At 70.3% G+C, this 12,690-nt stretch carries 10 protein-coding genes and 1 tRNA gene; 2 read left to right on the forward strand and 9 right to left on the reverse strand.

Going from position 1 to position 12,690, the window contains the following annotated elements:
• Positions 1-282: 282 nt before the first annotated feature.
• The 6 genes from DRB06_RS04085 to DRB06_RS04110 form a co-directional block, all read right to left on the reverse strand.
• Positions 283-2,736, reverse strand: coding sequence for a serine/threonine-protein kinase (locus DRB06_RS04085; RefSeq protein ID WP_111819190.1), 2,454 nt, complete (start codon positions 2,734-2,736; stop codon positions 283-285).
• 161 nt (positions 2,737-2,897) lie between these two features.
• Positions 2,898-3,587: a 50S ribosomal protein L1 gene (gene rplA, locus DRB06_RS04090; protein WP_111819191.1), complete on the reverse strand. Its 690-nt coding sequence runs from the start codon at positions 3,585-3,587 to the stop codon at positions 2,898-2,900.
• Between the two features lie 78 nt (positions 3,588-3,665).
• Positions 3,666-4,097 (reverse strand): 50S ribosomal protein L11, encoded by a 432-nt coding sequence (gene rplK, locus DRB06_RS04095; protein WP_073327584.1) that lies wholly within the window; start codon positions 4,095-4,097, stop codon positions 3,666-3,668.
• A gap of 194 nt (positions 4,098-4,291) precedes the next feature.
• The gene (gene nusG / locus DRB06_RS04100; RefSeq protein ID WP_111819192.1) at positions 4,292-5,038 is read right to left on the reverse strand and encodes a transcription termination/antitermination protein NusG; all 747 of its coding nucleotides are present in this window, start codon (positions 5,036-5,038) and stop codon (positions 4,292-4,294) included.
• A gap of 71 nt (positions 5,039-5,109) precedes the next feature.
• The gene (gene secE, locus DRB06_RS04105; RefSeq protein WP_083565331.1) at positions 5,110-5,343 is read right to left on the reverse strand and encodes a preprotein translocase subunit SecE; all 234 of its coding nucleotides are present in this window, start codon (positions 5,341-5,343) and stop codon (positions 5,110-5,112) included.
• A 95-nt stretch (positions 5,344-5,438) separates the two neighbouring features.
• Positions 5,439-5,511, reverse strand: a tRNA-Trp gene (locus tag DRB06_RS04110).
• Between the two features lie 174 nt (positions 5,512-5,685).
• On the opposite strand from DRB06_RS04110, the gene DRB06_RS04115 reads away from it, so the two are divergent.
• A complete protein-coding gene (locus DRB06_RS04115; protein WP_111819193.1) occupies positions 5,686-6,900 on the forward strand; it encodes a pyridoxal phosphate-dependent aminotransferase in 1,215 nt (404 codons plus the stop codon).
• A 47-nt stretch (positions 6,901-6,947) separates the two neighbouring features.
• On the opposite strand, the gene DRB06_RS04120 is transcribed toward DRB06_RS04115, so the two are convergent.
• The 3 genes from DRB06_RS04120 to DRB06_RS04130 form a co-directional block, all read right to left on the reverse strand.
• On the reverse strand, positions 6,948-8,117 hold the full coding sequence (locus DRB06_RS04120) for a mandelate racemase/muconate lactonizing enzyme family protein (RefSeq protein ID WP_111819194.1): 1,170 nt from the start codon (positions 8,115-8,117) through the stop codon (positions 6,948-6,950).
• A gap of 51 nt (positions 8,118-8,168) precedes the next feature.
• Positions 8,169-9,632, reverse strand: a complete 1,464-nt coding sequence (locus DRB06_RS04125; protein ID WP_083565420.1) for a sodium:alanine symporter family protein — start codon at positions 9,630-9,632, stop codon at positions 8,169-8,171.
• A gap of 200 nt (positions 9,633-9,832) precedes the next feature.
• Positions 9,833-11,080 (reverse strand): phosphotransferase, encoded by a 1,248-nt coding sequence (locus DRB06_RS04130; RefSeq protein WP_108969505.1) that lies wholly within the window; start codon positions 11,078-11,080, stop codon positions 9,833-9,835.
• Between the two features lie 90 nt (positions 11,081-11,170).
• Here DRB06_RS04130 and DRB06_RS04135 point away from each other — a divergent pair, with 90 nt between their 5' ends.
• Complete coding sequence (locus DRB06_RS04135; protein WP_108966193.1) at positions 11,171-12,190, forward strand: adenosine deaminase; 1,020 nt, start codon at positions 11,171-11,173, stop codon at positions 12,188-12,190.
• Positions 12,191-12,690 lie beyond the last annotated feature (500 nt).

A 12,690-nucleotide genomic window follows, 5' to 3' on the forward strand; every position in this document is an offset into this window, starting at 1 on the left:
AGACAGGCTCAAAAACCACACACCGCCACCCAACCGCGCACCGCCACCCAAGCACTTACACAACAGGACCTAGACCGCCCCGCGCGGCGAAGGCCTCCGACGACGCAGGCGCCGCCAGCCGCAGAGTCGAGGGGTGATGACGCCGAAGAACCAGGCAGAGGCCACGGCCCTATCGCGGCGGCTACTCCCTCGCCGGACCAGGCCTCCACGGCGGCTTCCGGGCAGATGCCCCGTTCCGTTGGCCCGGTGGCGCAGGCCTGACCGGCGGCGCCCAGTCTCGGCTTACTTGCCCACGACGGCGTGAATGACCAGGTCGTCTCCCTCGGCCACCAGCATGCGCGGGGCCCCGGCGGCCTTGCCGGCGGCATTGTCCGACGGCGGGAGCACACCCACCAGGGTGCCGGCCGCCTGCCAGAGCTGCTCGCCGTCGTCGAGGTCGTAGGCGATCACGTTGTCTCCGGTGGCGTCCGTGCGCGAGGAGGGCTGCCCCATTGTGAATAGCACACCTTCGTCTTTGCCGATGAGTCCCTCCGGGGTGATGACGCAGGCCTCCCCGTCGGTGCGCTCCGGAACGTCATAGCTCGCTCCGTCGGGGCCGGTGACGGTACAGTCGATCGTATTGAGCGTGAGCCCGGCCTCGGCGCTTCGGCCGCGCACGTGCACCGAGCTGTCAGCGGCAGCGCTGCGCAGCAGCTCCACCAGCTGCTCGGCACTCACGGCGTCGGAAAGCACCCAATCCGAACGGGTACCGGCCCCGTCCACGGTGCCGACCTCGGTGCCGGTGGCGTCGTAGACGGTCACCGCCTCGCCATCGACCTTGTAGAAGGCCTGCGTGCCAGCGTCGATGCCGATGCCGCCAGGCAGGGAGGAGTCGAAGTCGGGGGCGTTCTCGGCCGCCTCGGACAGGAGTACCTCCCCGGTTTCCGCGGAGAGCACGAGCAGCCGCTCGGAGCCGGTCTCGTAGGTGACGATGAAGCCCGCACCGATGCGCGCCTCGCGGAAGCCGCCGTCGCGGCGCCACACCTGCTCGCCGTCGGCGTCCATGGCCACGAGCGAGCCGGAGTAGCTGCCGTCGAGCACAATGGCGGCGCTTCCCGTGGTTCCCAGCTGCTTGCGCTCGTCGAACGCGAGGACACCGCCGGCCTCGGTGCCGTCCAGGCCGATCAGCTGCCCGGTGTCGTCCTGGACGCACAGGAAGGTCTCGCTGGTCCAGAAGCCCGCCGAGTCACAGTCGCCGGACCAGACCGGGGCCTGGCCCGCGGCGTCCAGGTCGTACAGCGACCAGTGCTTGTAGCTGGTCTCCGCCGCCAGGGCACCGTGGTCGGGCGCAAGGCGGTACTCATCGACATCGGTGATTCGCTGCAGCTCGATCGTGTCGGCCTGTGCGGGCAGTGCGGCTACGGCGGTGGGACCGGGCGCACCCGCGGTCCGGTGCCGCCAGACGATCACCCCGCCGACGGCGACGGCGAGCACGACGACCGCGCCGATTACACCGAAAAGCGCGCGCCTGGGGCGGCGGCTGCGTGGCACTGGTCGGGACACGGCTCCAACATTCGGGGGCGCCCAGTCGGCCGGCGGGGCGGGCGGCTGCGGGGCGCCGGCGAACCGGGCCTGCGCAGCGGCCTCACCTGCGGCGGGTGCGGCGGATGCGGCGGACACGCGTGTGGGCTCGCCCGCGGCGACCGCCGTCGGCGGCAGCGCCAGCGGGGCGGTGGGAGGAGTCCCGGCCTCGGGCCCGGCCGGGCCCGCCTCAGTCGGAGCCATCGCCGAACCGGGCAGCGCGTCGTCGGCCCACAGGTAGGGCGCGGCCGCAGGAGCGGACGGCGGGGGCACGGTCAGGCGGCGAGCGGGGGCGCAGCCCGCCAGCGCGGGAGCGGCCATTCGCAGTGCAGCGGCGACCTCGCGGGCACTGGGACGGGCGGCCGGCTGCTTGGCGAGCATGCGCTCCAGCACACTCCACAGGGCGTCGGGAACGCCGTCTGGGCGGCCGGGAGCACGGCGGGCGTGCTGCGCGAGCACCTGGGAGGGGGCACCGACGAACGGGGTGATGCCGCAGGCGGCCTCGTACAACAGCACACCGAGGGAGTAGACGTCGGCGGCCGGCGTGGGGGCGGCGGGATCGAGGATCTCGGGGGCCATGTACAACGGGGTGCCAATGGCGCCGGTGGCGTGGGAGGAGGCGACCGTGTCACAGATGCGGGCGACCCCGAAGTCGGCGAGTCGGGGCGTCCAGGCGCCCTGACCGACCACGGTGTCATCACCGTCGGCCGGATCGGCACTCCCGCCCGGTGGGGAGATCAGCACGTTGGCGGGCTTGATGTCGCGGTGGACGATGCCGGCATCGTGAACGACGGCCAGTCCGCTCGCGAGCATGGCCCCGACCCGAGCCACCTCGGCGGGTGACAGCACCCCTTGCTCATTGAGCAGCCCCCGCAGGGTGCCGCCGCCCACATAGTCCATGACGATGGCGAAGCGGCTGCCCTCAATCACCATGTCCTGCACGCCCACGACGTAGGGGGAGGACACCCGCATCAAGGTGGCGCGCTCTCGGATGAAACGCTCGACGACGTCGGCGTCCTCCAGCAGGTCGGCGCGCAGCAACTTGACCGCCAACGGAATGCCGGGGGCGTCGTTGCGGTGGGCGAGCCACACATCCCCTTGCGCGCCCCCGCCGATGCGTGCGTCCAACACATAGGCGCTGCCCAGGCGTTGGGCGGCGGCGTCGATCGGGGGCATGGGTGTCTCCTCGGGGTAGGGGGCAGGCCGGGCACGTGGGCGCACTGGCCCGGCCTGCCCGGTGCGGCCATCCTAAGAGGAAAGTCTGGTTGTGATGACGGACGGGCCGGTCCCGTCTGGGAACCGGCCCGTCGATTCAGCTGTCTGTCAGCCGAAACGTCTCAGAGCTTGGCGACATCCATGGGGATGCCGGGACCCATCGTCGTGGCCATGGTGGCCTTGAGGATGTAGCGGCCCTTGGATGCGGACGGCTTCAGGCGCTGCACCTCGTCCAGAGCGGCCTGGAAGTTATCGGCCAGCTGCTCCTCGGTGAAGGAGGACTTGCCGATCACGAAGTTGAGGTTGCCGGCGCGGTCCACCCGGAACTCGATGCGGCCGCCCTTGATGTCGGCGACGGCCTTGGCCACATCCATGGTGACGGTGCCGGTCCGGGGGTTGGGCATGAGGCCACGGGGACCGAGGACGCGGCCGAGGCGACCGACCTTGCCCATCAGGTCGGGGGTGGCGACGGCGGCGTCGAAATCGGTGTAGCCGCCGGCGACCTTCGCGATGAGCTCGTCGCCGCCGACCTCGTCGGCGCCGGCGGCAAGGGCCTGCTCGGCCCGCTCACCCTGCGCGAAGACGACCACGCGGGCGGTCTTGCCGGTACCGTGCGGCAGGGACACGGTGCCACGCACCATCTGGTCGGCCTTGCGGGGGTCAACGCCCAGCCGGAGAACGACATCCACGGTGGAGTCGAACTTCGTGACGGACGTCTCCTTGGCCAGCTTCACAGCCTCCGCCGGCGTGTAGAGGATCCCGGACTGGATCTTCTCCGCGGCGGCGCGGTAAGCCTTACTGCGCTTAGTCATCTGCTTCTCCTTAGCAGTCGTGGTGAACGGGCCGCGCAGCCCTTCCACGCTTATTGGTTTGGGGAGGTTGGCCTGGAATCAGGCCTCGACGCTGATGCCCATGGAGCGGGCGGTGCCGGCGATGATCTTCGCGGCGGAGTCGACGTCGTTGGCGTTCAGGTCACGCATCTTGGTCTCGGCGATCTCGCGCACCTGGGCCTGGGTCAGTGAGCCGACCTTGTCCGTGTGCGGGGTGGCGGAGCCCTTGGAGACGCCTGCGGCCTTCTTGATCAGTTCCGCGGCCGGCGGGGTCTTGGTCACGAAGGTGAAGGAGCGGTCCTCGTAAACCGTGATCTCCACCGGGACGACGTTGCCGCGCTGCGACTCGGTGGCAGCGTTGTAGGCCTTGCAGAACTCCATGATGTTCACGCCGTGCTGACCGAGCGCGGGGCCGATCGGCGGGGCCGGGTTGGCCTGGCCGGCCTGGATCTGGAGCTTGATCAGCCCGGCGACCTTCTTCTTAGGAGCCATGGGTAATTCGATCTTTCTTGTCCGGAATGCTGCACACCTGCCGTGCAGCGGGTTCATGCGTTGGTACGTGGGCACGTACCTCGCACGCGAGCGCCTATCTTAGACCCGCGTGCACGCCCATGACCCCGCCGGTGGGCGGTCTCACAGGCGCTGCGCCCTCGCCCGCGGGTCCTTAGGACCCGCGGGCCGGGCGGTCAGATCTTGGCGACCTGGTTGAAGGCCAGCTCGGCCGGGGTGTCGCGGCCGAACAGGGAGATGAGCACCTGCAGCTTCTGCGTCTCGGGGTGGATCTCCGAGATCGTGGCGGGCAGCGACTCGAAGGGGCCATCGGTGACGATGACGGACTCCCCCACGGAGAAGACCACCTCGTAGACCTGGCCGTCGGCGGCAACCTGGGTGGCGGCGCCCTCCTCGGGGGCGGCGGTGGCTGCGGCAGCCCGCTTGGAGGCGACCTCCTCGGGGGTGGGGCCGAGCTGGGAGACGGCCTCTTCGAAGGTCAAGGGCACCGGGTCGTAGCGGTCGCCGACGAAGCCGGTGACGGCGGGCGTGTCCTTGATGGTGCGCCACACCTGCTCGGAGGTCTCCGGGTCATCCAGGTCCATGCGCACGAACACGTAGCCGGGGATGCGGACCCGCGAGACCTCCTTCTTCTTGTTGCCGTTCTTGATCTCGATGACCGTCTCCATGGGGGCGACGGCGTCGAAGACGTAGTCCTCCAGCTCGAAGTTCTCCGCGCGCGCCATGATGTCCGCGGCGACGCGGCGCTCATAACCGGAGTAGGTGTGCAGCACGTACCACTCGCCGGGCAGCGAGGACAGCTGCTTGCGGAACTCCTCGACCGGGTCGACGTCGGCCGGCTGCTGCGGCTCGACGGCCGACTCGGCGGCGGGGGCGGCCTCGTCGACGACGGTGGGCTCCTCGGGGATGTTCTCCTCGGACACGGTGTTTCTCTTTCCTCGGACTGAATCTGACGGCGACGGCGACTGGTGGAAACGGGGACGGATCGGGACGGTCAGGCGAAGGCCCACATGACGAGCCGGTCGAAGATCGCGTCGAGCACCCCGGTGAACAGCATGATCGCCAGGATGAATACGACCACCACTGCGAAGTAGGTCCACAGCTCGTTCCGGGTGGGCCAGACCACCTTGCGGAGCTCGTCGATCACCTGCCGGAAGTACAGGGCGATGCGGGAGATCGGGCCGCGCCTCTTCTCCTGCGTGCCCTTGGCGACGCGCGTATCGCTCATGTTCTCTCGTGATCCTCGGGTCGACAGTTCGGTCACGCCCTGGCGGGCGAGAAGACGGAACCGACGGGATCTCCCGACAGATCCGCCGTTCTCAGCAGGGCAGGCGGGACTCGAACCCACAACCGCCGGTTTTGGAGACCGGTGCGCTACCAATTGCGCCACTGCCCTTCAGCGGCAACCCATCTTGCCACACGGACCGCCGATTGCGGAACTTCAGCCGCGTGGGCTGCGCCACGTCCGCGGCTCCGTGCCCGGCCTTGCGGGCGTGAGAGCCTTGCCACCTCGCGCCGCATAGCGGGACAGCGGCACCGCCCTACCGCGGTGTCATGAGAATATCGGCGCGTGAGCACTGCACCTAGAAGCCGAGTCTCAGCCCGTCTGGCCGCCATCGCCCCTTCGGCGACCCTCGCCGTCGACGCCAAGGCCAAGGCCCTGCGCGCAGCCGGCCGGCCGGTCATCGGGTTCGGCGCGGGCGAACCGGACTTCGCCACCCCGGACTACATCGTCGATGCCGCCGTCGCCGCGGCCCAGGACCCGGTCAACCACAAGTACTCCCCCACCAAGGGGCTGCCGGAACTGCGCGAGGTCATCTCCGCCAAGACACTGCGCGACTCCGGCTACCTGGTCTCCCCGGAGGACATCCTGGTCACCAACGGCGGCAAGCAGGCCGTATTCCAGACGTTCGCCGCACTGCTCGACCCGGGCGACGAGGTACTCATGCCCACCCCGATCTGGACCACCTACCCGGAGGTTGTGGCCCTGGCCGGAGGCAGCACCGTGGAGGTGTTCGCCGGAGCGGACCAGGAGTACAAGGTGACGGTGGAGCAGCTGGAGGCCGCCCGCACCGAGCACACCAAGGTGCTGCTGTTGTGTTCACCGTCGAACCCGACCGGGGCCGTCTACACCCCCGCCGAGCTGACGCACATCGGCCAGTGGGCGCTCGAGCACGGCATCTGGGTCGTCACCGATGAGATTTATGAGCACCTGCTGTACGACGACGCTCAGCCGGCCCACATTGTGGCGTTGGTTCCCGAGCTTGCCGACCAGACGGTGGTGCTCAACGGCGTCGCCAAGACCTATGCGATGACCGGCTGGCGCGTGGGCTGGATGATGGGCCCGTCGGACGTGATTCGGGCGGCCACCAACTTCCAGTCGCACCTGTCCAGTAACGTCGCCAACGTCTCCCAGCGGGCGGCCATTGCGGCCGTGGGCGGGGACCTGTCGGCGGTCGCCCATATGCGCACCGCCTTCGACCGGCGGCGGCAGCTGATCGTGTCCATGCTCTCCGAGATCGACGGCGTGCAGGTCCCCACGCCCAAGGGCGCCTTCTACGCCTACCCGAGCGTGGAGGGACTAATCGGGCGTTCGCTGCGCGGGCACGTGATCGACTCCTCGGCTACGCTGGCCGACCTGCTGCTGGAGTATGCCGAGGTGGCCGTGGTGCCAGGGGAGGCCTTCGGCCCGTCCGGCTTCCTGCGCATGTCCTATGCCATGAGCGACGACGCCATCACCGAGGGCGTCGCCCGCATGCAGCAGCTGCTGGCCGAGGTCGATTGACGGCCGCCGCGGCCCTCTCCCGCCAGGGGGTCGGGCCTCAGCCCGCCTCAGGCGTGCAGGCCGCGCAGCACGGAGTAGAACTCAGCCTTGCCCTCGAGCCCAATACCCGGTAGCTCTCCGGGAGCTACCCGAGAATCCACGACTTGGGCGTCGTCGGTGAACCCGCCGGTGGGCTGGAACTCACCCGGGTAGGACTCGTTGCCGCCCAGGTGCAACCCTGCGGCGATGTGGAGTGAGAACTGGTGCCCGCCGTGCGGGATGCAGCGGCGCGAGGACCAGCCGTGGTGGTCGAGCACGTCCAGGACACGGCGGTACTCGGTCAGCCCGTAGGACAGCGCCGGGTCTACCTGGATGTAGTCGCGGTCCGGACGCATGCCGCCATAACGCAGCAGGTTGCGGGCGTCCTGCATGGAGAACAGGTTCTCGCCGGTGGCGATGGGGCGCCGGTAGTTCTCGGCGACGACGGCGTTCAGGGCGTAGTCGAGCGGGTCGCCGATCTCCTCGTACCAGAACAGGCCCAAGGGCTCCAGCGCGCGGGCGTACTCCAACGCGGTGTCCAGGTCGAAGCGCCCGTTGACGTCGACCGCCAGACGGGAGCCGTCGCCGTCGAGGACGCCGTCGATGACCGCCTCGATGCGGCGCAGGTCCTCATCCAGCGGGGCGCCGCCGATCTTCATCTTGACCACCCGGTATCCGGCGTCCAGGAAGCGATGCATCTCGTCCTGCAAGTCGGTCAGAGTCTTGCCGGGCGCGTAGTAGCCGCCGGCGGCGTAGACGAAGACATCGGCGTCGGGCTTGCCGTCGCCGTAGTGGTCGGAGATCCAGCGGTACAGGGGCACGCCGGCGAGCTTCGCGGCCAGGTCGTGCAGGGCCATGTCGGCCACACCCACGGCGACGGAACGCTCCCCGTGGCCGCCGGGCTTCTCATTGCGCAGCATTACCCGCCAAGCGCGTTCGGGGGCGAGTGCGCCGTCGTCGTCGAGCAGCTCGGCCTCGGGGGCTGCCAACAGGCGGGGCAGCAGCCGCTGCTCGAGGATTGCGGAGGCGTTGTAGCGGCCGTTGGAGTTGAAGCCGTAGCCGACCACCGGCTTGCCGTCGACGATCACGTCGCTGACCAGGGCCAGGATGGAGCAGTCCATCGAGCTGAAGTCGATGTAGGCGTTGCGGATAGGGGAGCTGATCGTGATGGTGCCGACGTGAGCGGAGACGATCTTCATTGAGCTTCCTTTGCATGACGCGGACTCGCGCACCATCGTAGCCGCGGCCGCTCAGGCCTCCACCTCGGCTTCCTCCGGGACGGAGGTGAACTCGTCGCCGGGGCGCCGCAAGTACGGGTCCTGCTCCAGGTATGCCTTGGTCTCGCGCGCGATCAGGCCGGACAGCAGCACCAGACCGATCAGGTTCGGGATGGCCATGAGGCCGTTGGCGATGTCCGCGAAGGTCCACACGTCGTCCAGGCTGGTAACGGTGCCCAGGAAGATCAGGACGGTGAAGAACAGGCGGAAGGGCAGCACCCCGTGAACGCCCACCAGCCGCACGATGCAGCGCTCTCCGTAGTAGGCCCAGCCCAGGATCGTGGAGCAGCCCAGGAAGATGAGCGCCACCGAGACGATGTAGTGGCCCCACTGTCCGGGCAGGCCGGTGGTGAAGGCGGTGGCGGTCATGGTGGCCGGGTCGTCACCCGTCCAGGCGCCGGTGGACAGCACCACCAGACCGGTGCAGGTGACCACCACGAAGGTGTCGATGAAGGTCTGGGTCATGGAGACCAGTCCCTGCCGGACGGGGTGGTTGGTCTTGGCCGCGGCGGCGGCGATCGCGGCGGAGCCCATGCCGGACTCGTTGGAGAAGATGCCGCGGGCCATCCCGAACTTGATTGCCATGAGCATGGTGGAGCCGGCGAAGCCGCCCACGGCGCCGTGCCCGGTGAAGGCATCCGCGAGCACCAGCGCCAGGGCGGCGGGGATCGCCGTGATGTTGACGGCGAGGATGTACAGGCAGCCGCCCACGTAGAAGACGATCATCATCGGCACGAAGGCGGCGGTGACGCGCCCAATGGATTCGATCCCGCCCAACAGCACGCCACCGATCGCCACCGCCATGATGATGCCGACCAGCGCCGGGTCCGCGCCGAAGGAGTGCTCCAGCTGGGCGGCGACCGAGTTGGACTGGGTCATGGAGCCGATGCCGAAGCAGGCCAACAGTGTGGAGATGGCGAAGAACACCGACAGGATTGTGCCCACACGTCCCTTGATCGCGTGCTGCAGGTAGTACTGGGGGCCGCCGGACTTCTGCCCGTTGGCGTCGGTGGTGCGGAAGCGGACGGCGAGGAAGGCCTCGGAGTACTTCGACGCCATGCCGAAGAACGCGGTCACCCACATCCAGAACAGGGCGCCGGGACCGCCCAGGTGGATGGCGGTGGCCACTCCGATGATGTTGCCCACCCCCACGGTGGCCGCCAGCGCCGTCGTCAGCGCCTGGTAGTGGGAGATGTCGCCCTCGGCGGTGTCCGCCTCACCGTCGCTGCGGTCCACGAAGGCGAAGCGCAGCGCCGGGAAGAGCTTGCGCAGCTGGACGGCGCGCAGGCGGATGGTCAGCCAGATGCCGGTGCCCAGCAGCAGCGGAATCAGGAGCCAGGGGCCCCAGAGGAAATCGTCGGCGGCGGTCAGGGCCTCACTGAAGCCGGCCGGTCGGGCCGAGGTCGATGCCGTACCTAGGGCGGTGAGTGCGGAGATTGCGGGAATAGCGGAGGACGTGGGGAACACGGTTTCTGCCTTTCAGCCGGCGGGCACCGGCGCGGCCGCAGGTTACGCACTCCGGCGGTTTCGAGTGTGTAACTGTCCAAAACGTGGCTGCGTTCCCCTTCCGGTCTCGAGGACCGACGACGACGCGCGGCTTGGTTCCCACCCACCGCGTCGAGCTCCGGCCGCCTCGCTCAGTGGGCACCGCGACGCGCCTGTAGCTCACGCGCCTGCGCGAGCCAGGACTCGGCGCGGGCCAGGCGCCCCTCGGCGTCGGCGCGCCACGGTCCGCCGTCCTCCCGGCGTGCCCCGGCCACCAGCGACAACACCACGCCGGCGCAGCGGGCGCGCAGCGCCACCGGGTCAACCTGCTGCTCGGCCAGGGCCGTCCATGTCTCCAGCACGGGACGCAGGTGCGGATAGGAAGCGGGTGCCAGGTGGTCCAGGACACTGACGTGTCCGAGCAGGCAGGCCAGGTCGTCCACGCGCCGCCCGGGTCCGAGGGAGTCGACGTCGAGCAGGCTGGCGACTCGCTCCCCCTCCATGAGCACGTTCGCCTCATAGAAGTCGCCGTGTACGGGCACCACCGGTCCCGGGTCGGAGGCGGCCATCAACTGCTCGACGCCCTCGGCTACGGCGCGGGCGCGGGCCAGGTGCTCGGGCAGGACGGTGGCGGCGGCGTGCGCGTAGTGGCGGGCACGATCGGACCAGGCGGGGTGGGCCGCCAACTGCAGGGCGGCGGCGGGCAGGGAATCCAGCAGACCGGTCAGCCCCTGGAACACGCGGGCCGCCTGGGCCTCGTCCATGCCTCGCGACAGCAGCCCGGACAGTGGCACACCCCGGCCGGTGGACAGCAGCACCAGGCCGTCCGCATCGTCGCGCAGCACGTCCGGCGCGGGGACACCGGCGGCACGCAGCATACGGTGCCGCTCGGCGAAGGCCGCCGTCTGGCTGGGACGCAGCACCTTGGCGTAGGCGGTGGAGGTGTCGGGGTACGTAACCCGCACGACGGCACGGCGGGTGGGCCGGTAGGCGACCATGGTGGCCTTCACCGGGGACCCCAGCCGCTGGGAGAGCAGGGAGGGGGTGCAGGCGACCGCGAGCGCGGGCAGCTCCGGGTCGGCCGGGTGCCGCCATACGTGCACGATCGGCCCGTCCCCGCCCGTGGGGGCCACACGGGTCAGGCCGGCGGCCTGCGGGTTGGACAGGCGCGCCGTGGTGGCGCACAGGTACTCGGTGGCGCGGCTGCCGTCCGGGCGGGCAACGACGGCGGTGTAGCCGACGGAGACGCCGGCTCCGGGCCGATGGTGCACCGAGTGGACCTCCCAGCTCATCAGCTGCTGCCCGGCGGGGGCGAGCGCCGCGGCCAGCACGGAGGCGGCGCGCGCGCCGGTGAGCAGGGCAACCTCCTCGGGCTCGTGTCCGGCCATGACGGTGCTCATGAGCACAGTCTGCCTCACGGCGCCGCCGACTGCTGCGTCTGTGAGGCGACGGTTGGCCGACAGGGGCGCCGGGGGTGGCACAATCCCGCCATGCGCGACCTCGCCGCCCTGCCCAAGGCGCACCTGCATCTGCACTTCACGGGCTCCATGCGCCTGGAGACGCTCGTGGAGCTGGCCTCCTCCGCCCACGCCCGGCTGCCTTCGTCATTCCTGGAGGGGGATCCGCTGCACGTGCCCGCCGATCACCGCGGCTGGTTCCGCTTCCAGCGGGCCTACGACACGGCCCGCCACCTGGTGGTCACCGAGGAGATCATGCGCCGCATCGTGCTGGAGGCGGCGCTCGACGACGCCGCCGAGGGGTCGCGGCGCCTGGAGATCCAGGTGGACCCGACCTCCTACGCCCCCTTCGTCGGGGGCATCACCCCCGCCCTGGAGATCATCCTCGACGCCGCCAAGCAGGCCACCATCCTGTCCGGCGTCGAGGTGGCCGTGATCGTGGCCGCCTCCCGCATACGTCACCCGCTGGAGGCACGCACACTGGCACGCCTGGCCGCGCACTACGCGGGGGACGAACCGGGCACCGTCGTCGGCTTCGGGCTGTCCAACGACGAGCGGGCGGGTGAGACCACCTCCTGGGGGCCGGCCTTCGCGATCGCGCGCCGCGCCGGCTTGGCCTCACTCCCCCACGGCGGGGAGCTGTTGGGCCCCGAGCACGTGCGCGACGTCGTCTCCGCGCTGGGGCCGACCCGGCTGGGGCACGGCATCCGCACCAGTGAGGACCCGGACCTGCTGGACGCCGTGGCGGCGGCGGGCATCAGCCTGGAGGTGTGCCCGGCGTCGAATGTGTGCCTGGGCGTGTACCGGGAGCCGGGCGACGTGCCGCTTCCGGCGCTCCTGGAGCACGGCGCTCAGGTGGCGTTGGGCGCGGACGACCCGCTGTTGTTCCAGTCCCGGCTGGTGGACCAGTACCAGATCGCCCGGGACCAGGGGCTCGACGACGCCGCACTGGCGGAGTTGGCGCGCGGTTCCATCCGGGCCTCGCTGGCGTCGCCGTCGTCCAAGCGGGAGTGGCTGGCGCAGGTGGACGCCTGGTTGGCGGCGGACGACTGACCCCCGGGCCGCCTGCCCGTGCCGGCGGGCCGGGCGGTGCGCGGGCGGTCGGGGCCCGGGAGCCGCCCGCTTAGGTCGTGTGTTGTGTTAGTCGTTTGTGGTGGGTCGGTGCCGGCGATGTGGGTGATGGTCTGGTAGCCGATGGCGAGTTCGTCGTGTCTGGTGGCTACGAGACCCACCCGCTTGAGTGGGCTGCGTGCGCCCGTTGAGGACGCAGAGTCACCTTCGGGAGCACGCTCGCGCCTTCGGGAGCGTCGTCCCGAGCCGGGTTGTCGACGCGGGTGCCTCCGGGCGGGCCGGTTGTGTGCTCAGCGAGGATCGTTGTGCGCGCTCAGGCGCCCAGGGCCGTTCCCGCGGTGCCAGGGGACCCGGTGTCGACGGTCGAAGTGGGGCGAGCGGGTCTTGCACCACCCCGATGGACCGCCAACGCCCCGTTGGACCGCCCACGCCCCGTTGGACCGCCCACGCCCCGTTGGACCGCTGTAACCGGCGGCTACGGC

This window comes from Actinomyces sp. Z5 (assembly GCF_003287795.1).
Taxonomy (GTDB): Bacteria; Actinomycetota; Actinomycetes; order Actinomycetales; family Actinomycetaceae; genus Actinomyces; species Actinomyces glycerinitolerans.